The organism is Micromonospora sp. NPDC047793 (genome assembly GCF_040642635.1).
Taxonomy (GTDB): domain Bacteria; phylum Actinomycetota; class Actinomycetes; order Mycobacteriales; family Micromonosporaceae; genus Micromonospora.
Genome location: NZ_JBEYSG010000015.1, coordinates 71,746 through 91,371 on the forward strand (window position 1 = coordinate 71,746; position 19,626 = coordinate 91,371).

Sequence of the window (19,626 nt, forward strand, 5' to 3'; positions counted from 1 at the left end):
CCGGGATCGGCCTGCCGGTCTGATGCCGGGGGTGGCACTGCCCGGTGCCCCACCGCCCAGCAGGGAAAGGACCCACACCGATGACACGCACCTCCTGCCGGGCACGAGGTGTCCCCGCGCCACGCGGCGTCACCCGCCTCCGGTGGCGACCACCGGTGATCGCGCTGCTCTGTCTGGCGCTCGTCGCCTCCGCCTGCACCGCCGACCGTGACGATCCACCGCCGTCGGGCGGGGTCGACCGTCCCGCCCTCGAAGCGGTCGCCGCCACGTTGCCGGCCGATCCGGTGGAGGCGGCCGAACGTCTGGTCACCGAGATCCATGCCGCAGACCCGACCCGGTCGGCGGCGGCCACCGCCGAACTGCTGCGCCGCGCCGGCCACCCGATCGTGTCGGTACGCGGGCCGGTGGTGGCGATGCCCGACCAGGTGGCGCTGCACGACGCACCGGTCTACGCCGAGCTGCTGCCGCTGCTGGCCGCCGCCACCCGGGCGGGGGACCGGTACACGGTGGACCAGTTCGCCGAGCTGCTGGACGCGGTCGGGCTGACCCGGAAGAAGATGACCTTCGCAGAGGTCACCACCGCCGTCGCCGGCTGGGCCCGGGAACCGGACCACCATCCGATCTTCGTCACCGCGGCAGCCGGCGTACGGGCCCTGTCGGGGCACCGGCAGCAGGTGCTGTTCGCCGGGGCCGACCCGGACACGGCGTATCTGGACCCGTTGCAGACGGTCCTGCTGCTCGGGCACGCCACCAGCCGTCTGGTCGAGGTGGTCGACGATGCCCAGCCCCGGGCGGCGGCCCGGCTCGGCGCGTTCGACCGGTTGGTCGGCGGCGGGGTCGCGTACGCCTCGGACGGGCCGTGCAAGGCGCTCACCCGACGGTTCGGGGCGCCGCAGGACCCGGTGGCCAAGGGGATCGTCGACTCGGCCAAGGGCTACCTGAAGGACAACCTGGTCAAGAATCTCTCCGACGAGGCACAGAACCGGGTGGGCAAGGCGGACGAGGTGTGGGGCAAGTCCGCGGCGGCGGCGAGCGCGATCCTGTTGCTGCTGGGCGCCCGGCTCTCGCTGAGCGCCGACAAGACCAGCACGCACTTCAAGCACACGGCGGGCAGCCGGGCCGAACACGTCCTGCTGACCGCGACCGCGACCTTCGACCTGGAGACGGCGCTCGAAAAGATCGACTGTTACGCGTTGGCCGGGGTCACCGTGCCCAGGAGCGGACCGCTGAAGGACTTCACCGTCCGGTTCAGCACTATCCAACCGCAGGTCGGCACCATCCAGGAGGGCGGCACCCAACTGCTGAAGGCGGTCTCGGCGGACAGTGTGAAGTCACAACGGGGCGCCAAGACCGGCGCCGACGGCGTGGCCACTCTGGAACTCAAGCCGCCGGTCGAGGATCCGAGCGGCGAGGGCGAGAAGCTGACCGGCCAGGCCACCTACATCGCCTCGCTGGACAAGGAGAGCCTCCCGTTCGAGCTGGGCGACGTCTACGGACTGCTCAGCAACCCGGTCGGCTTCGGCGTGGGCAAGAACTTCGACCTGCTCCGGGACGTCCTGGTCAAGGCGGGCCTGCCGGCACAGCAGATCACCATCGAGGTCACCTACCACGGGTCCGACATCGTGCTGGCCCAGGGCGCGGGCGAGGTCAACCTGATCCTCGCGAAGCTGCCCAAGGTCTACGTCGACCTGGTGAGCTGCGCCGGGCTCGCCGGACCGTTCACCGGCACCGCCGGCTACAGCGGCGCGCAGAGCGGCCAACTGTTGCAGATGGCCGGCGCGGCGACCGGGGTGCACGTCCCGAAGGGCTTCGCCGGCAAGGCCAACAGGATCAGCGTCACGCCCAACAACCAGGGTGGTCCGGAACCGTTCTTCATCATGAAGGGTGAGGGCGGCAACCAGTTCCTCGACGGCGTCCTGCGGTTCTATCCGTTCCTGAACACCCGGGCCGAGATACTCGCGGACTACCGGGTCGGCCGGCCGGTCGGCGACGTCGAGATCCTGCTCGCCGGCAGTTCGTTCCCGTTCAGCAGGCTCTCCTGGCCGGTGGTCCGGGTGACCACCGACCCACGATGCCCCAAGGTGAGGTACTTCCATGACGAGACGTGACCGGTGGCGCACCGGTGCGGTGACGTTCGGCGCGGCCGTGGTGCTGGCGCTGACCGCCTGCACCGGCGGCGGGTCCACCCCGGACACCGCCCCCGAGGGGCGGCCGGGTGGTGGCGTCGGTGCGATCGACGACGGCGCGACACCGGCCGCCTTCCCCGGGCTGTACCTCGCCACCGACGTGGTGCCGGTCGAGTCCGCCGACACCCGGATCACGCTCGCCAGCGGGCGTCGGTGCCGGGACCTGTCCGCGATGCTCGCGGCCGGTCAGTGGCACCGGGTCGACCGGCTCACCTTCGGCACCCTGGGCAGCGCCGAGGTGGCCCTGCTGGCCGGCTTCGGCGGGGTCGCGGGCGACCTGCTGCGCCGGGGTGACCGGCTGATCTTCGCCGGCCTGGAGGGCGATCCGGCCTGCACGGCCACCGTGGCCGAGGTGACCCGGGGGGAGATCGGCATCGAGGGTCGGGGGCTGCCGGGGGCGTCACCGGGCTGGGTGGCGACGACCCGGTGCTACCGCTCCAAGGCCGACGGCGCGCTGACCGTGAGCCTCTATTTCGACACCGAGGCGAAGGTGGGCGGTCAGGGCCAGTTCGTGCTGACCCGGTCCGGCGACCGGTATCAGGTGGACGACGACACCTCCGCGCTCACCCTGGTCCTGCTGCGCCACTCCGGGCGCTATCTGACCAGTATGTCGGCCGTGTACGCCGAACCGAACCGCCGCCCGGCCGGGCTGAGTCAACTCGTCGCCGGTGACTCGTTCCGGGCCGAGGTGACGGTACGCGACGGGACGGCCGACCGGCCCGCCGGCACCGTCGAGATCGCCGGCCTGGCCGACGAGAGCCGGGGTGGGGCTGTCTCGGTGTCGCTGCCGTTCGCCTGCGCCCACGTGACCGAGATCCGCTAGTCGGGCGGGGGCCCGGCCCGACAGCGGCGGGCCGTCGAGTCCGAGCGCGCGGGTGCGGAGAGGCCGGGTGTCCCTGCCGGGGGAGCGGCGGGGACACCCGGTCTCCGGTTACAGGTTCTTCTTGTTCAGCAGGAGGTTCGGGGTGCCGGAGAGGCTGCCGGTGACCACGCCGCTGGTGCCGTTGGCCACGATCCAGTTGTGCACCGTCGCCTGGCTCGCGTCGCCGTTGGTCGCCTTCCAGAGGGCGGCCACCCCGGCGGCGTGCGGCGTCGCCATCGAGGTGCCGTTCAGCGAGGCGGTCGTCGAGGTGGGGTACGTCGACACGATGCCCGAGCCGGGGGCGTAGATGTCCACGCAGGAGCCGACGGAGGAGTAACTGGCCCGCGCGTCGGTGTTGGTGGTGGCGGCGACCACCAGCGCGGCGGTCAGGTTGCGCGGCAGCCGGTCACACGAGTTGCCACCGGTGTTGCCGGCGGAGGCGGCGAGGAACACGCCGCTGTTCATCATGTTCGTCAGCGCGGTCGCCAGGCTGGCGCTGTAGGTGTAGTTCCAGGAGGCGTTGGCCACCGCCGGCTTGTTGGCGTTGCGGGTGACCCAGTCCACCGCACCGATGGCGGCCGACAGCGTGCCGCCGCCGGAGCAGTTCAGCCACTTCACGCCGTACAACCGGACGTTCTTGGCGACGCCGTGGCTGGTCCCGCCGATGGTGCCGGCGACGTGCGTGCCGTGGCCGTTGCAGTCGGTGTTGTTGGTGTCGATGGCGTTGTAGGCGAACTGAGCGCGCCCGCCGAAGTCCGGGTGGTTGGCCTGGATGCCGCTGTCGATCACGTACGCGTGCACGCCGGTGCCGGTCGAGTTGTAGGTGTAGCTGCGCGACAGCGGCAGAGTGGTCTGGTCGATCCGGTCGATGCCCCAGGCCGGCGGGTTGGTCTGGGTGGCGTCGACCACGTCGTACTGGAGCACGTCCCGCTCGATGCTGAGCACGTTGGCGTTGTGCGCCAGCTCGGCGACCTGCGCGGCGGTGAGGCGGGCCGCGAAGCCGTTCACCGCCCGGCTGAAGTAGGCGGAGGGGGCGGCCTTGAGCGCGCGGGCCGGCGCGGTGGCGTCGGCGCCGGGCTTCATCGTGACGACGTACGCGCCGGGGATCACCGCGACGTCTCCGGCGGCCTGCGGGGTGGTGACCGGTACGGCGGTGGCCCGGTACGGCCCGCCCGCAGCCACCGCGGGTTGCGGCAGTGCGAGCAGGCTGGTGACGACGGCGGTCGCGGTGATGCCGGCGGCGAGTACGGCACGACGCCGGCGAGGTAGGCGTGCTTGTGACACGGAGCCTCCTTGGAAGCAGACCACCCGTAGTGGATGATCTTCGATGTCAGGAGGCTAGCGGCGCGCGGGCCGACATATAAGTCTGTGGATGTTACGGATTGGTACCGAGGTGGGTCGCGGGTGACAGACGGGGTTTGGCTCCCCACCCGAGGTGCCCGAGAGATGCCGCGCGACTGCCCGGTGCGGCGCGGGTCGCGGCCCTCCGGGCGGGCCGGGAGTTCTGGACTTGTCAGTCCAATTTTGCCGCGTCACAGTGACGCCATGAATCACTACTACCTGCTCGGCCGGTCCGGGCTGCGGGTGAGTCGACTGGCGCTGGGCACGATGAACTTCGGCACCGGCGGCTTCCACGCCGCGTACGGCCGCACCGAGGCGCAGGCGGAGCCGATCTTCCGGCGCTACCTGGAGTCCGGCGGCAACCTGATCGACACGGCGGACTTCTACACGGCGGGGGAGAGCGAGCGGATCCTCGGCCGGCTGATCGACTCCGCGAAGGTCCGCGACCGGCTGGTGCTGACCAGCAAGTTCACCAACACGGTCGACCCCACCGACCCCAACGCCAGCGGCAACGGCCGCAAGCACATGATCCGTGCCGTGGAGGAGTCGTTGCGCCGGCTCGGCACCGACTACCTCGACCTGTACCTGCTGCACACCTGGGACCGGATCACCCCGGTCGAGGAGGTGGTCCGGACCTTCGACGACCTGGTCCGCGCCGGCAAGATCCGCTACGCCGGTCTCTCCGACGTGCCCGCCTGGTACGCCGCCCGGGCGCAGAGCGTCGCCGAGGCGCACGCGATGACCCCGATGGTCACCGTGCAACTGCCGTACTCGCTGGTGGCGCGGGACATCGAACCCGAGTTCGTGCCGATGGCCCAGACGCTGGGGCTGGGCCTGACCGCGTGGAGCCCGCTCGGCGGCGGCCTGCTGACCGGCAAGTACCGCCGAACCGGCGACGGCCTGTCCGGGGCGGGACGCCTCGGCGACGGAACCCGGCCGGTCGGCGACGCCGAGTGGCGCGTGGTGGAGACCCTGCAGAACGTGGCCGGTGAACTGGACCGGCCCATGGCGCAGGTCGCCCTCAACTGGGCGATCACCCAACCGGCCGTGGGTTCCGTGGTCGTCGGCGCGAGCAGCGCCGACCAACTCGACGGCAACCTCGCGGCCCTCGACTTCGAGATCCCCGGCGAACTGCGCGACCGGCTCGACGCCGCCAGCGCCCGGCCGCTCGCCGCCCCGTACTCGATGTTCACCCCGGCGTACCAGTCCTGGATCGTCAGTCCCGGCCTCGGCATCGGCGACAAGCCGACCGGCTACGCGCCGCCGGTGTTCAATGGCCCGGTAGCCGCCTGACCTCGGGAGGACGAGTTGCCGCGTGCGCTGACCCGCAAGGGCGAGCAGACCCGCGCCCGCATCGTCGCCGGTGCCGCCGCCGAGGTGCGCGAGCGTGGCGTCAACGAGGTACGCCTCGACGACGTCATGGGGCGCACCGGCACCAGCAAGGGGCAGATCTTCCACTACTTCCCGGACGGCCGGGAGGAACTGCTGCTCGCCGTCGCCCAGCACGAGGCAGACCAGGTGCTCGCCGACCAGGAGCCGGCGCTCAGCGACCTGACCACCTGGCCGGCCTGGCAGGAGTGGCGTGACCTGCTCGTCGCGCGCTACCGCGCCCAGGGCATGTCCTGTCCGCTCAGTACCCTGCTCGGGCCGACCGGTCGGCGTGGCCCCGGCTCACAGGCGGTGGTCGCCGGGCTGATGACCCGCTGGCAGGCGCGGATCACGGCCGGCGTCCGGCAGATGCAGGCGACCGGCCAGATCGCCGCCGGGTTGGACGCCGACCGGGTCGGGTCGGCACTGCTGGCCAGCATCCAGGGCGGCGTGCTGCTGATGCTCTCCACCGGCAGGATCGACCATCTCGAGGCCGCGCTCGACTTCGCCCTGGACGGTCTGCGCGCCTCGGCCCCGACAACCACCGGCCGCTGATCCGACTGGTGGGCATGACGCACCGGCCGGCCGCACCCGGCGGGGCGGTTCCGCAGGTTGCCATCGACTCCTTGCTATGTTATCGCTCACAGGTTACCGTCCCTACGGGAGTGAGGGGCACGCGCCAACGCTCGGCCGCGTTCGTGAATCGGCGCGGCCGAGCGCACGGCACCAGGCCGGTTGATGGGCATCCCGGCCGTACCCACCACCACGGCGCCCCCGCGCCGCCCGCGCGTCCACGCGACGCGGAATGGAGTAACACGATGTCCAGGCGTAGATCGTTCTTCGGGCCTGTGCTGCTCGCGGCCCTCCTCCTGGTGGCCGCCGCCGCCACGGCGGTGACCGACAGCCTCGGCCGCACCGCCGCCGCGGCCGAGATCGGCACCCTCGCCGCGACCGCCGGGTGCGGCAAGACCCCGACCCTGCGCAGCGGTACGCACACCATCCAGAGCAACGGCAAGAGCCGCAGCTTCATCCTGCGGGTGCCCGACAACTACCAGAACACCAACCCGTACCGGCTGGTCTTCGGTTTCCACTGGCGCGGCGGCACCGCCACCGACGTCGCCACCGGCCAGACCGTGCAGCGTGACGCCTGGGCCTACTACGGGCTGCTGCCCCTGTCGAACAACAGCACCATCTTCGTCGCGCCGCAGGGACTGAACAACGGATGGGGCAACTCCGGCGGCGAGGACATCACCTTCGTCGACGACATGCTCCGCGTGATCGAGTCGGACCTGTGCGTGGAGACCACCCAACGCTTCGCCCTCGGCTTCAGCTGGGGCGGCGGGATGAGCTACGCGGTCGCCTGCGCCCGGCCGAACGTGTTCCGCGCGGTCGCCGTGTACGCCGGTGGCCAGATCAGCGGATGCAGCGGTGGCACCGGCCGGATCGCCTACTTCGGGGCGCACGGCATCCGGGACAACGTCCTCGGCATCGCCGGTGGCCGCTCCCTGCGCGACCGGTTCGTCGGCAACAACGGGTGCACCGCGCAGAACCCGCCGGAGCCGAGCCAGGGCAGCCTGACCCACCGGACCACCACGTACTCCGGATGCGCGGCCGGCTACCCGGTCGTCTGGGCGGCGTTCGACGAGGGACACATCGCCGCCCCGCAGGACGGCGCTCCCGGTGACAGTGGCTCGCGGACCTGGCTGCCGGGCGAGACCTGGCGCTTCTTCACCCAGTTCGGCGGCACCACCCCGCCGCCGACCACCACCCCGCCCACCACGACCCCGCCGACCACCACACCGCCGACCACCCCGCCCCCGGGTGGTGCGTCCTGCCGCGTCACCGCCACGGTCAACGCCTGGAACAACGGCCTGACCGAGGACCTCACCATCACCAACACCGGCAGCTCGGCGGTGAACGGGTGGTCGCTGGTCTTCACGCTGCCCTCCGGGCAGACCATCACCGGCGGCTGGAACGCCAGCTACTCGCCGACCTCCGGGCAGGTGACCGCGAGGAACGTCTCCTACAACGGCACCATCGCGCCCAACGCGTCGGTCAGCATCGGATTCCAGGCCAACCACACCGGCAACACGGCCCGACCCGGTGCGTTCACGCTGAACGGCGCCACCTGCACCGTCGCCTGACCGCGCGGGGGCGGAGCCGGGCGGGCTCCGCCCCCGCTGATCGGGCCGGTGCCCGCCTCAACGTGGCGGAGCGGCGGTGCCCGCCTCAACGTGGCGGTGTAGCTGTTCGCGCGTCGGCGTGTCGCACAGCCACACTGCCACGATCAGGGATGGGCTTAGGCTGCGGCGGTGCCGTTGACCTTTCCCGCGCATCTCGCGCCGGTGCTGGCGCTCAAGGTCTGGCGGCCCCGATGGTGCGACGGGGTGGCACTGAGCACCGGTGCCGTGGCCCCGGACGTCGCGTACCTCGCCGTCGGCGCGGACGGCCGGACAATCGCCGACACCCACTCCTGGCCCGCGCTGTTCTGGTGGTGCCTGCCCGTGGCGTTGGCGTACGCGGCGGTGGTCCGGTTCGCCGGTCCCGACGTCGCGGTCCACCTGCCCGGGAACCGGTGGTTCGGCTGGCGGGGGTACGCGCTGCGTGGTGCGGTGCTGCCGTACCGCCTGTGGATCACGGTCGGCTCGGCGGTGCTCGGCGCGGCGAGCCACCTTGGTTGGGACTGGCTCACACACACCGACGACTGGTTGCGGGTGCTGTTCGGGGTCGACTGGTCCCGGGTCAGCGGCGTGGCCTGGTGGACCGTGTCGGACCTGACGAGCACGGTCTTCGGCAGCGCGCTGGCGGTCGTACTCGCGGCTCGGATCGGTCGGCGCGGCGGGCGGGAGGCGGACGGAGGTGCCGTCCCGGCCCGCCGGCCGACCCTGTTCTGGGGTGTCGCCGGGGTGGTCGCCGTGGCCGGTGCGGTGTGCGTGGCGGCGCTGCCCGGTGCCGACCTGCTCGCGCCGACCGGCGTCCGGCTGTTGCACCTCGCCGCGCTGGCGCTGCTGGCCGGTGGCCTGGCTGTCCGGGTCAGCTCGCGGCGCGGCGTCTGGCGGCGTACGGCAGGGCGAACAGGTACAGGCCGGTGACGAGCAGCAGGAAGAGCGGCGGCAGGGGCAGGAAGAACACCCACTCGGCCGGTTCCTGCTGCCCCATCACGACGACGGTGACGATGACGACTGCCACCGTGAAGACGATCGACGTCCACCGGTGCACCTGACGGACCCACGCGTTGCCCTTCACCGGGGCCTCCCTCCGGACCGAGCCGCCGCACCGGCACTCTGCCGGTGGTGTGCTCGACCGGAAGTCAGGCTATGGTCGGGGCGCTGACCTGCGCTTCTCGATTCCTGACCGGTCCGTGCACCGGTTCACACCGGGCCATCCCGAAGGCCCGGCAGATCACCCCGGGTGGGCGAGGGTCAGGGCTTGCGGCCCACCGCACCGTACGCGTCGATCGCCACCGCCTCCGGGTCCGCCGGACGCCACAGCGGGATCGGCACCAGGCCCGGCTCCACCAGCGTCAGTCCCTCGAAGCAGGTGCCGAGCTGTTCGGGGCTGCGCAGGATGTAGGGCACGCCGCCGCTCTGGGCCAGCCGTTCGGCACCGGAGACGACCTCGGGGCTGGTGTCGGTGCCGTCCCAGAGCACGAGGTGGCTGCCGGAGGCGGTGGCCGCCATGGTCCGGCCGACGATGGCGCGTACCACGTCCAGGTCCGGCTCGTAGCCCATCACGCCCATGTACATCACCGCGACGGGCTTGTCGAAGTCGAGCGTCTGCGCGGCCTCGGCGAGGATCTTCTCCGGGTCGTGGTAGTCGGCGGGCACGTACGTGGTGACGCCCTCGGAGGTGGTGCTGGACAGCAGCGCGCGGGCGTGGACCAGCACCATCGGGTCGTTGTCGACGTAGACGATGCGCGAGTCGGGCGCGATGGCCTGGGCGACCTCGTGGGTGTTCTGCATGGTGGGCAGACCGGTGCCGATGTCGAGGAACTGCCGGACGCCCGCCTCGGCGGCCAGGTAGCGCACCGCCTGGATGAGGAACTTGCGCGACTGCTGGGCCATCACCACGATCTCGGGGTAGACCTCCGCCACGGCGTCACCGGCGGCCCGGTCGGACTGGAAGTTGTCCTTCCCGCCCATCCAGTAGTTCCAGATCCGCGCGGCATGCGGCACCTCGGGCTGGAGCTTCGCGGCGAGTTCGGGATCCGGGCTGGCCATTCCTAGCTCCTGTCGACGGGGTCGGCTGACGGACCTGCGGATGATCACATCATCGTACGCAGGCTCCGTCCACTGTCGAAGGTGAAGGTACCGCCTTGAGCGGGATTCCCATGCCCCGTCACCTTGCCCGAGGGTGGCAGGCTTCGGGTGGTGGGAAGCCTGCTGGCACAACTGCCTGCCCTGATCGGTGTCCTGATCGGCACCGTCGGCACGATCGTCGCCACCTCGCTGGCCGACCGGTCGCGCTGGCGGCGGACCCAGACGGTGCGCTGGGACGAACGGCGGCTCGACGCGTACGCGGAGTTCGCCCGCGCGCTCAAGGAGGTGCACGCCACCGCCGGTCGGTTGTTGCCCGGCCGGAAAGGCCCGCCGGTGGACCGCGAGCGGGAGTTGGCCAACCTCGTCGAGGCCGACTTCCGGCACACCCTCGCCTGGGAGAACGTGCTGCTGCTCGGTGACGGTCCGACGGTGACCGCGGCCCGCGCGTGGCGCGACGCGGTCTGGGCGATCGAGCGTCTCGTCCGAGGTGTGCCCACCGACGCCGAGCTAACGGATCTGCTGCACCGGGCCAACGAGGCGCGCGACCACTTCTACGACGCGGCCCGGGACGGCCTGGGCGTCGGCGGTGGCTCGGTCGCCCAGGCCACCCTCTTGCAGAGCCGCCTGGGCGACCGGGACCTCCCGTTCACCCGTGACGTTCACCCGGGGTGAGGAGTACGCGCGTTCATCTCGACAGGCACGCGGAGTGGCCTGCCGTCGCTGGCGATGACGGCGAAGCCGTGACCGTCGGACAACCCGCTCGCCCGCAGCGCGTTCACCCCGTCGGGCGCCAGCGTCGGGAACGCCCCGCCCAGCACGTCCCGGCTGTGGCGTGGCCCCGCCACCAGTGGGTCGAACCCGACCTGAGGTAGCGCGACGGCAAGTGTCGCAGCGACCCGGTCAGGCGGGGTGGGCCGGTTGGTCGAGGATGGCGCTGAAACGCTCCTCGGCCAGGTCGAGCTGGTCGAGGATGTGCCGCCGTACCGCATCGGAGAGCGGAGTGTCCGCCCGGGTGACCAGATCCCGATAGACCGGCACCAGCGGCCGGTACTTCCGCGCCAACGACTCGACCTTCGGCCCGACCGAGTGGATCACGCCGACCCCGTTGTCCGTGAAGTCGGAGATCTTGACGACCCGTGCCCACGGCTCCCGCTCCAGGCTGGCGGCGACGTGCTCGTGGTACTGCTCGTCACGCCCCCGCCCCGGGTCCCACGGCGGATTGGTCACCGCCGCCACCAGCCGCGCCACCCGAGGCCCGAACCGCTCCGCGAGCACCTCCAGCGCCGCCCCGGTCCGGTCGGACTCGCCCTGCTCGCCGGTCGCGGTGTCCTGGCCGGAGCCGTCCTGGCCGATGCCCCCGGACCCGCTCGCTTCTCCGCACCCGGCCAGCTCGGCCGGGTGGTCCTCGACCGCGTCGTGGAGCAGCCCGGCGACGATCACGTCGACGTCGCGTACCTCGTAGTAGTGCATCATCCGGATGGCGACCCGGAGCAGGTGGTTGACGTACGGCTCGCGGGATCGCCGGTCGTCCCGGTGCAGCCTTGAGGCCAGTGTCAACGCCTCGTCGAGGCGCTGCTGATGATCCTCGTCGAAGACCTTGATCTCCAGCCGGAACCGCTCCCGCAGACCGGCCTCGCCGTGCATCTCGGTGATCGCGTGCATCGGCATGGTGGCCAGATACGGTGGCAGTTCCATGCGTCTCTTATAACCGATCGCCCCGGCCTGCGGGGGACCACCAGTCCGCCGCAGCGCCCTGCCGCGCCGCCGCCTTCTTGTCGTGGCAGCGTGGCTGGTCGACACGCCGCTGCGAGAACAGCCACACTGCCACGCTAAGACGAGGCACCTTCCCGGCCGCCATAGCAGACGGGGGGCCGGGGCGGGGGTTGTCCACAGCGGGCCGCCCATCCACAGGTACGGCCGCTCGGGGCTGTGGAACCTGCGGGCCGGGTGGCACGGTCGGGGGCGTGGACGTGGTGCTGGCGGAACTGGTGGAGCGCGGGCACGGCCTGGTGACCCGGGCCGTCGTCGCACAGGTCGTGCCGGCGTGGATCCTGCAACGGGCGTGCACCACCGGCGAGCTGGTGCGGGTCCTGCCGGAGGTGTTCGCGGCAGCACACCTGCTGGACGAACGGAACGATCGCGCGGCCAGCCCACCGCTCAGCCGGATCGGCCCGGACCTCGGCCGCCGTGCGGTCGCTGCCTGGATTAGCGGGCGCGGCGCGCTGAGCCACCTCACCGCCCTCGACGTCTGGGGGTTGCGTGCACAACTGCCCGGGGACCTGCTGCACGTGAGCGCCCCGGCCGGCAGCGGCCTACGAAGCTGGCCCGGTGTCCGGGTCCACCGACGACGCCACTTCAGCCTCACCTCACCGTCGGTGCTGGTACGACAGGAACTGCCGGTGACCACCATCGAGCGAGCCCTCGTCGACTCCTGGCCGATGCTCTTCCCGGCGGAACGGCGGACGCCGATGATCAGGGCGGTGAACGACCGGCTGACCACCCCCGAGCGGTTGCGGGCCGCACTCGATGGCACGACGCGGGTGCCGGGCCGGGCAGGGCTCAGCACACTGCTGACCAGGCTCGCCGAGGGCTGCCGAAGTCCGTTGGAGATCTGGGGCCACGAGCGGGTCTTCACCGGCCCGGGAATGCCGACGTTCCAACGGCAGGTACGCGTCCGGCTCGGTCGGCGTACCGTCTACCTCGACCTCTACGCCGAGCCGGAACGCGTCAACATCGAACTCGACGGCGCCGCCGTTCACGGTGATCCGCGACAGCGCGAGATCGACTTGCGTCGCGACGCACAACTGGCCGCTCTCGGCATCCTGGTGGTTCGCTTCGCCCATCGTCGGCTCGTGCGCGAGCCGGAGACCGTACGCCGAGAAACCCTCGCCATCCTGGCCAGCCGTCGACCCCGTTGATGCCCGGCACCGCACGTGCTCAACTGTCAACCGTCCACCACCGCCCTGGTGCGACGTGCGGAAGGGCGAACGAGCCGCGCCGACTGCGGCGGAGTGCTGGCGGCGGGGCGGAGACCGGCTATTTGGACGTAGATCTCGCGTTTGGTGGTGGCGGTGCCGTGCCGGTCGATGACGTACCCGGTCAGCCAGATCCAACCGTCGTACGCCTGTCGGTCGCTGGTCGAGACGACGCGCAGGGTCAGTGCCCGGCCCCCGGCGAACTGCACCGAGGCGTGGCCGTCGATCCGGAGCAGGTCACCGGGGGCCGGGCGCGCGATCACCAGCGGGCCTGGTTCGGCGGTCGGCAGTGCCGCGCGTGCATCGACTGCCAGTCGCGCAGCGCCCGCTTGAGCCGCTCGTTCTCGTGGGCGAGCTGATGGACCTGCTGGTGCAGGTCAGCAAGATCGTCGGCGACCGTGGCCTGGAACTCGCGTACCTGATCGGGGTCGGCCCCACGGCGGCGCGGGGCGAACGTGCGGGTACGTACCTCGTGCGGGGTCAACCGGGTCGGGCGCCCGGTCCCGTAGGGCTGGCCACCTCGATACACCTGGGCCACGACGGTCCTTTCCTCAAGGGCTGTCTGGAGCGTGGAGGGTCGGTGCGGTGGTACGTGGAAGGGCGGACCGTGCGTGGCCGGCGTCCGCACGGCCCGCCCGCTCGGCCGCCGCAGCCCAGTTCGGCGGTACGACGACAGAGCAGCTCACAGGGTCGGGACGGGCACGCGCACCCGCCCCGACCAGGGGGAACGCCTCTGCTCCTCGTTGCCACGCAAGGGGAGAGGCGTGATTCAACTTAGCTGCCCCAGTCATCTGAGTCAAACGGTGAGTTGTTGTGGAGTGTCGTTGCGTGATCGAATTGGCATGCCACGCAAGGGGAAGGTCATGCCAATCACCGCCGACTACATCCGTATCGCCGACGAGATCGTTGCCGACATCAGAGCCAACCGGCTCACGCCGGGGGACAGGCTGCCCTCGATTACGCAGCTTGCGGCGAAGTACAAGGTCAGTCCGTCAACGGTCAAGCAGGTCTACGTGCGGCTGGAAGCACTTCGGGTGATCTGGCGGCACCAGGGCAAGGGTGTCTTCGTAAACGATCCGAAGACCTGGATGCGGGAGCCATAGGTAGCGGCTCGGCGACGGAAACAGCCCTAACGGGTACCCCGTCCCGTGAGCGGGACGATTAGAGTCGTCGCGTGGCCGACCGGAAGCTGCTCTTGTCGGACCTGCAGAAGCCGGTCAACGACCTGCTGGGACCACCGCGAACAGACCCACGCCCGCGCCACGCTGATCGTCACCCGTGAGTAGGGGCGGCAGGGTCAGCGACCTGCTACCGCTGCCGGTCGCGTGGCTGCGCGAGATCGTTCCCTGCGTACGCCGCTGGCACGACGAGTTCGATGCAGAGTGGGGTTCGTCGCAGGCCGCAGTCCATGCCGATCTTCTCGCCGACACGACCAGTCGCGGTCGGGTCACCGACGAGGCGCTGGCATCGTGACGTCCCCCGAGGCCACTCGGGGCCGGAAGGCGAAGCAGTGAGTACGTCGTTGATTGCCCCTGCCCGCACCGTCAGGAGATGACGATGGACGACGACATTCAGCTCATCAGTGACGGCGACGGGTTGGCCGTCATCGGCGATCCGGTGGCGGTCGAACGCTTCCTGGTCTCCGAGGGGCTGCCGTCGAAGGATCTCGGTCTGCACCGGCTCGGACTGTTCCTGGGTGGCGCTGCGGGCGCGGCGCAGGCAGGTGCTGAGTTCGCCGCCCACTCCGGCCGCTGGATGAAGCTGACCGAGGAGTCCGCGCGGGCCGCGTCGAAACTCCCGATGGTCACGAACTCGACCACCGGCAACCTCCACGCCACGCTGCGGGCACCCTCCGGCGAGTTCGCCAAGAACCTCCAGTTCGTGAAGGGCGGATTCGCCAACCCTGCGCTCCTGTCCGGTGCGGCGGGACTCATGGCACAGCTTGCGATGCAGCAGGCCATGGAGGAGATCACCGACTATCTCGCGGTGATCGACGAGAAGGTCGACGACGTGTTGCGCGCCCAGAAGGACGCCGTGCTGGCGGAGATGGTCGGGGTGGGCTTCGTCATCGAGGAGGCTATGACCATCCGACAGCAGGTGGGCCGGGTCTCCGAGGTGACCTGGTCGAAGGTGCAGACCGCGCCCACGACGATTGCGGACACCCAGGCGTACGCGCTGCGTCAGCTCGACGCACTCGCCGAGAAGCTGGAGCGTAAGAGCAGCATCGGTGATGTCGCCAAGGCGGCCAGGGAAGCGGAGTCCAAGGTCCAGGAGTGGCTCGCTGTCCTGGCACGCTGCTTCCAACTACAGGACGCGGTCGCCGTGCTCGAACTCGACCGCGTCATGGAGGTGTCTCCGGACGAGCTGGACGACCACCGCCTCGGCCTGAAGACCGCCCGACGCAACCGGTTGGACCTCATCGCCCGGTGCACCGAGCGCCTGATGGCGCGCATGGACGCGGCTGCCGGGACGGCCAACACCAAGGTGCTGATGCATCCGTTCGACGCGCCGGCGGTGGTGCAGTCGAGCAACCACGTCTCGACCGCCATCGTCGACTTCCAGGGGCGGCTCGGGATCGAGGGGGAGCGACAGTCGTCGGAGGCGAGACGGTGGGCGGACGCGGCCATCGAAGTGCGGGACAAGGCGTTGGAGGCCGGGGCGGACGGCGTCGACGTCGCGCGACGCTTCGGTAGCGACACCTTCGACCGGGCCAAGACGGTGACGGGCAGGCTCTCCCACCGGATAGCCGAGCGAGCCGCCCGTCTCCGCGGAGCTGACGAGCAGACCTGACCGGGCGACGCTCCGAGCGTGTCCACCTGTTCCGCGTGCCCGCGCAATTACCCGTCGACGTCGTCAGGACCGCCTCTGTTTCGGAACGAATCTGACGACCCTACGAGGGAGATCCGGATGAGCCGTGAAGCCTGCAGCACTCCAGGATCGACACTGCGGGTGGGTACGATCTTCGTTCGTCCACCAAGCCTGATATAGGTAGGCAGAGGGTGGCAGGCCACCGGGCAGCAGGTTCGAGATCTCGTCGAGTGTGAACCTGACTTCACCACTGCGTCGGTCAAGTTGGTCTCGGAGAGCGTCATATTTGGACACGCCACCTACTCGTGAGCCGGATTGCCGATCGTAGGGCGATTCGCCGTCTGGTAATGGCGCAGTCTATTGACGGCCGCAGCAGGCATGCTTCGTCCGATCGGCTGGACCGGAGCCACCGTCGGCCCTCTGCGGCGGCGCTGTCAGCGGTACGCAGACGATGACAGGCTTCGCTATGGTCGGCGCCGGGAAATCGGGCGAGAGGGGTGCCGTGGCAAAGTCGGGTGGGGTCTTCTGCTTCGAGGGCCAGTGGGATGACGACCTCACGGCGCGAGGATCCGTCCTGCCGACGCTCGAACTTCTCGAGCGCCTGGGCAGTGTCCGATTCGTCTACCGTGACACCGCCACTCCCCAAGAGTTGCGATACTTCTTGGAGCGCTGGCTGACCCGTAAGTACGCCGCCTATGAGGTCGGCTTCTTCGCGCTCCACGGGTCGCCGAGCGAGGTTCATCTGTCCGCCTCGTACTCGGTCAGCCTGAAGGAGATCGCGAGCTGGATGTCCGGTCGATGCGCCGGCAAGCGCCTCTACTTCGGAAGTTGCTCCGCCCTGCGTGCCTCGGACAACGCCCTCAAGGAGTTCCTGCACGAGACGCAGGCGTCGATGGTGTGCGGCTTCACCAAGAACATCGACTGGATCGAGTCGGCGGCGTTCGAGACAGTGATCCTGAACCGGCTCGTCAACGGCGGCAAGGTCAACAGCGTCGAGTTGTTGGCCCGCTCGGCGCGCTGGGCGCCGTTGGCGCAGCACCTCGGGTTCCGGGTGGTCTATCGGAATGGTGGCCAGCCGCTGCCGACTATGCGGCCGTCGGAGGAGTCCGACGTGCGCCTGTGAGAGGGCGCGACGTGGTCTCGCACGTGTCCATCCGGTCGCGCCTGATTCCGGACTCAGCGGCTGGTTGACGGGAATCTGACCTTGCGCGGTCCGATGTGGAGAAACCGATAGGGTTGCTCACGGCAAGCAGGCGAACTCGTGCCGTGACCGTGTGACCGATCGCCTCCGGGGGTGTGCGATGGCGCCGAGCAAGCGACAGGCCGTCCTGATCGGAGTCAACCAGTGCGGCTACGACGTGCAACTGCCCGCGCTGCGGTATGCCGAGAGTGACGCACAGGATCTCCGGGCCGTGCTGCTCGACCAGGACTACGGCACCTTCCACGACGGTGACGTCAAGATGTTCCTCGGTGCGGACGCCACGTGGCGTGACATCAAGGCGTATCTGCGCGGGATCGCGTTCGAGTCGGGCCCCTCGGATGTGCTGCTGGTCTACTTCGCCGGGCATGCGCTGGTGCCGGAGTGGAACGAGCAGCTCGACGCGTATCTGGTCACTGCTGATCTGGATCCGGACGCGCTGCCCCGGGAGCCGGACAACGGCCTGCGGATGTCGTTCCTCAAACGGGATGTGTTCGAGGCGTTCGCGGGCACCTCGTTCCTGGTGTTGGACTGCTGCCAGGCGGGCATCTATGCGGACGCCGACCGGCGACATGCGGCGGCGATAGAGACCTACCGCACCCAGGTCGACCGGCACAGTGCGTTGCTGGCATGCCCGAAGGGCGGGGTGGCCCGGGAGAGCACCGACTACGGGCACGGTGTGTTGACCCACCACGTCCTGCGGGCACTGCGTGGCGAGGCGGCGGACGAGGCTCGCCGGGTGTCGTTCGCCCGGATGGCGGCGTTCGTGGCTGAGCAGGGCATCGACCCGCCGCCGGCCCAGTGGGTGAAGACCTACGGGCCGGCGATACCGCTGACCCAGCCGCCCGTGTCGCGGCACGATCGGCAGACGTTCAACACACCGGCCAATCCCGGCGTCATCCGGCCCTGCAAGAACCCGTTGGAGGACCACGCGAACTCGATCATGCAGTTGCTCGGCCGGATGTTCCGCGGCGCGAACCGGCCGAACCACCACGCCCAGCAGGTCGAGCTCATCCGGTACGCGGTGGACGCCGACTCGGTGGCGGTGGTGCAGTTCGCCGGTGACGGCATCAGCGTGGTGGACAAGACCTCACGCTTCGACTACGAGTTGCTCCGGCCGATGCTGGAACTCGCCGCCGACGAGGCCGTGCAGTACCGCACCTCGATGCCGGGTCATGAGGTTTCCGACGGGGCCCGTCGGCGCATACTCTGCGTACCCGTCAAGGCGGTGGACGACAGACTGGTCGCCTACGCCGTGGTCGACCCGGCCCCCGCGCAACTGGAGATGGGCGAGCCGCTCGCGGTGATCCTGCGAGCAGTCTGGGATTCCGACCCGATCAACAAGCCGGTCGAGTCCGAGATGATCGTCATGACGGCGCTGCGGGCCGCGTTCGGCCGGATGCCGACACCGGTGTACGAATACGCCTTCACCAGCTATCAGAAGCTGGTCGACTCGCTGACCATGGTCTTCCAACCGGTGGTGGAGTTGAGCCGACATCCCACCGGGGTGGGGGTGCACAGCTTCGAAGCACTGGCCCGCCGCAAGGAGGGCGACACCGGAGCACCGATGCCGGTCCTGCAGATGGCGCACCAGTGGGGCGACCGGTTCATCATCGAGCGCGACGCACTGCTCGTCTCGAAGGCCATCCGCTCGTACGCCAAGGCCGCCGTCGCCGCCAACTGGCAGGGCATCAAACCGCTGTCGGTGAACGTGGCGGTCCGCTCGCTGTTGCGCGACTCGTACCTGCATCAGGTGAGCCGGGCACTCGTCGAGGCGGACGTCAACCCGCAGACCCTCACCCTGGAGATCTCCGAGCAGGATCCGATCATGCCGGGGCCGGGTGAGGACTGGCCGCAGAAGCCGCTGGAGTACTTCCACCGTCGTCTCACCACGCTGGCTCGGGACCTGCACATCAACTTCGCCGTCGACGACTTCGGTGTGGGCCACGCGTCGCTGGCGCGAATGGCCGAGTTGCGGCTCACCCAGATCAAGGTCGACCGGGCGGTTCTGCACCATCCACTGGCCGTCGAGGAGTTGGAACTGGTGGCGAAGGTCGCCCGCTACGCCCGTGACCAGGGCGATGCTCCCCATCCGCGAGCTGTCGTGGTCGAGGGGTACGACGAGAAGGCACCGATCGCCCTCAAGCAGATCTGGGATCTCGGCATTCACCACGTCCAGGGCTACTTCTGCGGGGCGGTGGCGTCGACGAGCCTGCAACCGCTCGACCGGCAGATTCAGGAAGAGATCGCAGCCCAGGTAAAAGGAGAACGATGAGCGTCGTCAAGCTTGAGTTGCCGGCGGACGTGCTGAACGAGATAGATCTGCCGTACGAGGGAATTCGTGGGCTGGACGCCCTCACGCTCGCCGTCGAAGGGGTCGCGGTTATGGCCAACCTCGCCACCCTCGCCGCTGTGCAGCCACAACTGGGTGCGTTGGTCGTCGCGATTCGCAACTGGCGGTTGCGCGACAATCGGCAGACTGTCGTGTTGACGGTCAAGGGCCGCGGTATCGACATGCGAATCGACCTGCCGCGCAACGTGGATACCGCGAGGCTGTTGAAGCACCTGCAGCCGATCTTCGAGGAAGAACGGTGACGTGTCTTCTGCGGATCCGGGACTTCATCCACCG

General features: G+C 69.9%; 20 protein-coding genes. 14 read left to right on the plus strand and 6 right to left on the minus strand.

Going from position 1 to position 19,626, the window contains the following annotated elements; all coding sequences use genetic code 11:
• Positions 1–80: 80 nt before the first annotated feature.
• Together ABZ738_RS24800 and ABZ738_RS24805 are read left to right on the plus strand one after the other, a co-directional pair.
• On the plus strand, positions 81–2,108 hold the full coding sequence (locus ABZ738_RS24800) for a hypothetical protein (protein WP_357216830.1): 2,028 nt from the start codon (positions 81–83) through the stop codon (positions 2,106–2,108).
• Positions 2,095–3,009 carry a hypothetical protein gene (locus ABZ738_RS24805; RefSeq protein WP_357216833.1) on the plus strand — a complete coding sequence of 305 codons (915 nt, stop codon included), beginning with the start codon at positions 2,095–2,097 and terminating at the stop codon, positions 3,007–3,009. Before ABZ738_RS24800 ends, ABZ738_RS24805 begins: the two co-directional genes overlap by 14 nt.
• 108 nt (positions 3,010–3,117) lie before the next feature.
• Here ABZ738_RS24805 and ABZ738_RS24810 read toward each other — a convergent pair whose 3' ends face one another.
• Entirely contained in the window at positions 3,118–4,332 is a 1,215-nt protein-coding gene (locus tag ABZ738_RS24810) for a S8 family peptidase (RefSeq protein ID WP_357216836.1), read from the minus strand.
• Positions 4,333–4,593: 261 nt separating this feature from the next.
• On the opposite strand from ABZ738_RS24810, the gene ABZ738_RS24815 reads away from it, so the two are divergent.
• From ABZ738_RS24815 to ABZ738_RS24830, 4 genes are all read left to right on the plus strand, one after another.
• Positions 4,594–5,682: an aldo/keto reductase gene (locus ABZ738_RS24815; protein WP_131054964.1), complete on the plus strand. Its 1,089-nt coding sequence runs from the start codon at positions 4,594–4,596 to the stop codon at positions 5,680–5,682.
• Between the two features lie 15 nt (positions 5,683–5,697).
• Positions 5,698–6,312 (plus strand): TetR/AcrR family transcriptional regulator, encoded by a 615-nt coding sequence (locus tag ABZ738_RS24820; RefSeq protein ID WP_357216840.1) that lies wholly within the window; start codon positions 5,698–5,700, stop codon positions 6,310–6,312.
• Between the two features lie 263 nt (positions 6,313–6,575).
• Positions 6,576–7,901: a cellulose binding domain-containing protein gene (locus ABZ738_RS24825; protein WP_357216843.1), complete on the plus strand. Its 1,326-nt coding sequence runs from the start codon at positions 6,576–6,578 to the stop codon at positions 7,899–7,901.
• Positions 7,902–8,069: 168 nt separating this feature from the next.
• Positions 8,070–8,849, plus strand: coding sequence for a DUF4184 family protein (locus ABZ738_RS24830; protein ID WP_357216846.1), 780 nt, complete (start codon positions 8,070–8,072; stop codon positions 8,847–8,849).
• Here the strand turns inward: ABZ738_RS24830 and ABZ738_RS24835 are convergent.
• Both ABZ738_RS24835 and ABZ738_RS24840 read right to left on the minus strand, forming a co-directional pair.
• Positions 8,791–9,003 carry a hypothetical protein gene (locus ABZ738_RS24835; RefSeq protein ID WP_131054241.1) on the minus strand — a complete coding sequence of 71 codons (213 nt, stop codon included), beginning with the start codon at positions 9,001–9,003 and terminating at the stop codon, positions 8,791–8,793. The genes ABZ738_RS24830 and ABZ738_RS24835 overlap by 59 nt on opposite strands.
• A gap of 176 nt (positions 9,004–9,179) precedes the next feature.
• The gene (locus tag ABZ738_RS24840; RefSeq protein WP_131054242.1) at positions 9,180–9,977 is read right to left on the minus strand and encodes an SAM-dependent methyltransferase; all 798 of its coding nucleotides are present in this window, start codon (positions 9,975–9,977) and stop codon (positions 9,180–9,182) included.
• 150 nt (positions 9,978–10,127) lie between these two features.
• On the opposite strand from ABZ738_RS24840, the gene ABZ738_RS24845 reads away from it, so the two are divergent.
• Positions 10,128–10,688 carry a hypothetical protein gene (locus tag ABZ738_RS24845; RefSeq protein WP_357216851.1) on the plus strand — a complete coding sequence of 187 codons (561 nt, stop codon included), beginning with the start codon at positions 10,128–10,130 and terminating at the stop codon, positions 10,686–10,688.
• A gap of 228 nt (positions 10,689–10,916) precedes the next feature.
• Here the strand turns inward: ABZ738_RS24845 and ABZ738_RS24850 are convergent, their stop codons facing one another.
• The gene (locus ABZ738_RS24850) at positions 10,917–11,711 is read right to left on the minus strand and encodes a phosphohydrolase (RefSeq protein ID WP_357216854.1); all 795 of its coding nucleotides are present in this window, start codon (positions 11,709–11,711) and stop codon (positions 10,917–10,919) included.
• 269 nt (positions 11,712–11,980) lie between these two features.
• Between ABZ738_RS24850 and ABZ738_RS24855 the strand changes: the two genes are divergently transcribed.
• Positions 11,981–12,934 carry a DUF559 domain-containing protein gene (locus ABZ738_RS24855; RefSeq protein ID WP_357216857.1) on the plus strand — a complete coding sequence of 318 codons (954 nt, stop codon included), beginning with the start codon at positions 11,981–11,983 and terminating at the stop codon, positions 12,932–12,934.
• A gap of 26 nt (positions 12,935–12,960) precedes the next feature.
• On the opposite strand, the gene ABZ738_RS24860 is transcribed toward ABZ738_RS24855, so the two are convergent.
• Entirely contained in the window at positions 12,961–13,254 is a 294-nt protein-coding gene (locus ABZ738_RS24860; protein WP_357216860.1) for a hypothetical protein, read from the minus strand.
• Positions 13,251–13,529 (minus strand): DivIVA domain-containing protein, encoded by a 279-nt coding sequence (locus tag ABZ738_RS24865; protein WP_357216863.1) that lies wholly within the window; start codon positions 13,527–13,529, stop codon positions 13,251–13,253. Before ABZ738_RS24865 ends, ABZ738_RS24860 begins: the two co-directional genes overlap by 4 nt.
• Positions 13,530–13,854: 325 nt before the next feature.
• On the opposite strand from ABZ738_RS24865, the gene ABZ738_RS24870 reads away from it, so the two are divergent.
• From ABZ738_RS24870 to ABZ738_RS24895, 6 genes are all read left to right on the plus strand, one after another.
• Positions 13,855–14,094 carry a winged helix-turn-helix domain-containing protein gene (locus tag ABZ738_RS24870; RefSeq protein WP_357216866.1) on the plus strand — a complete coding sequence of 80 codons (240 nt, stop codon included), beginning with the start codon at positions 13,855–13,857 and terminating at the stop codon, positions 14,092–14,094.
• Positions 14,095–14,269: 175 nt separating this feature from the next.
• Positions 14,270–14,464, plus strand: coding sequence for a hypothetical protein (locus ABZ738_RS24875; RefSeq protein WP_357216869.1), 195 nt, complete (start codon positions 14,270–14,272; stop codon positions 14,462–14,464).
• Between the two features lie 84 nt (positions 14,465–14,548).
• On the plus strand, positions 14,549–15,781 hold the full coding sequence (locus ABZ738_RS24880; protein ID WP_357216872.1) for a hypothetical protein: 1,233 nt from the start codon (positions 14,549–14,551) through the stop codon (positions 15,779–15,781).
• A gap of 484 nt (positions 15,782–16,265) precedes the next feature.
• Positions 16,266–16,922: a hypothetical protein gene (locus tag ABZ738_RS24885; protein WP_357216990.1), complete on the plus strand. Its 657-nt coding sequence runs from the start codon at positions 16,266–16,268 to the stop codon at positions 16,920–16,922.
• A gap of 178 nt (positions 16,923–17,100) precedes the next feature.
• The gene (locus ABZ738_RS24890) at positions 17,101–19,272 is read left to right on the plus strand and encodes an EAL domain-containing protein (RefSeq protein WP_357216875.1); all 2,172 of its coding nucleotides are present in this window, start codon (positions 17,101–17,103) and stop codon (positions 19,270–19,272) included.
• A complete protein-coding gene (locus ABZ738_RS24895; RefSeq protein ID WP_131054247.1) occupies positions 19,269–19,592 on the plus strand; it encodes a hypothetical protein in 324 nt (107 codons plus the stop codon). The genes ABZ738_RS24890 and ABZ738_RS24895 overlap by 4 nt, the downstream gene beginning before the upstream one ends.
• Positions 19,593–19,626: the final 34 nt, after the last annotated feature.

Bases quoted from the DNA above. Each gene is read 5' to 3' on its own strand.
- ABZ738_RS24800 (WP_357216830.1), top strand. From the start codon at position 81: ATGACACGCACCTCCTGCCGGGCACGAGGTGTCCCCGCGCCACGCGGC.
- ABZ738_RS24805 (WP_357216833.1), top strand. From the start codon at position 2,095: ATGACGAGACGTGACCGGTGGCGCACCGGTGCGGTGACGTTCGGCGCG.
- ABZ738_RS24815 (WP_131054964.1), top strand. From the start codon at position 4,594: ATGAATCACTACTACCTGCTCGGCCGGTCCGGGCTGCGGGTGAGTCGA.
- ABZ738_RS24825 (WP_357216843.1), top strand. From the start codon at position 6,576: ATGTCCAGGCGTAGATCGTTCTTCGGGCCTGTGCTGCTCGCGGCCCTC.
- ABZ738_RS24840 (WP_131054242.1), bottom strand. From the start codon at position 9,977: ATGGCCAGCCCGGATCCCGAACTCGCCGCGAAGCTCCAGCCCGAGGTG.
- ABZ738_RS24850 (WP_357216854.1), bottom strand. From the start codon at position 11,711: ATGGAACTGCCACCGTATCTGGCCACCATGCCGATGCACGCGATCACC.
- ABZ738_RS24870 (WP_357216866.1), top strand. From the start codon at position 13,855: ATGCCAATCACCGCCGACTACATCCGTATCGCCGACGAGATCGTTGCC.
- ABZ738_RS24880 (WP_357216872.1), top strand. From the start codon at position 14,549: ATGGACGACGACATTCAGCTCATCAGTGACGGCGACGGGTTGGCCGTC.
- ABZ738_RS24885 (WP_357216990.1), top strand. From the start codon at position 16,266: ATGGTCGGCGCCGGGAAATCGGGCGAGAGGGGTGCCGTGGCAAAGTCG.
- ABZ738_RS24890 (WP_357216875.1), top strand. From the start codon at position 17,101: ATGGCGCCGAGCAAGCGACAGGCCGTCCTGATCGGAGTCAACCAGTGC.
- ABZ738_RS24895 (WP_131054247.1), top strand. From the start codon at position 19,269: ATGAGCGTCGTCAAGCTTGAGTTGCCGGCGGACGTGCTGAACGAGATA.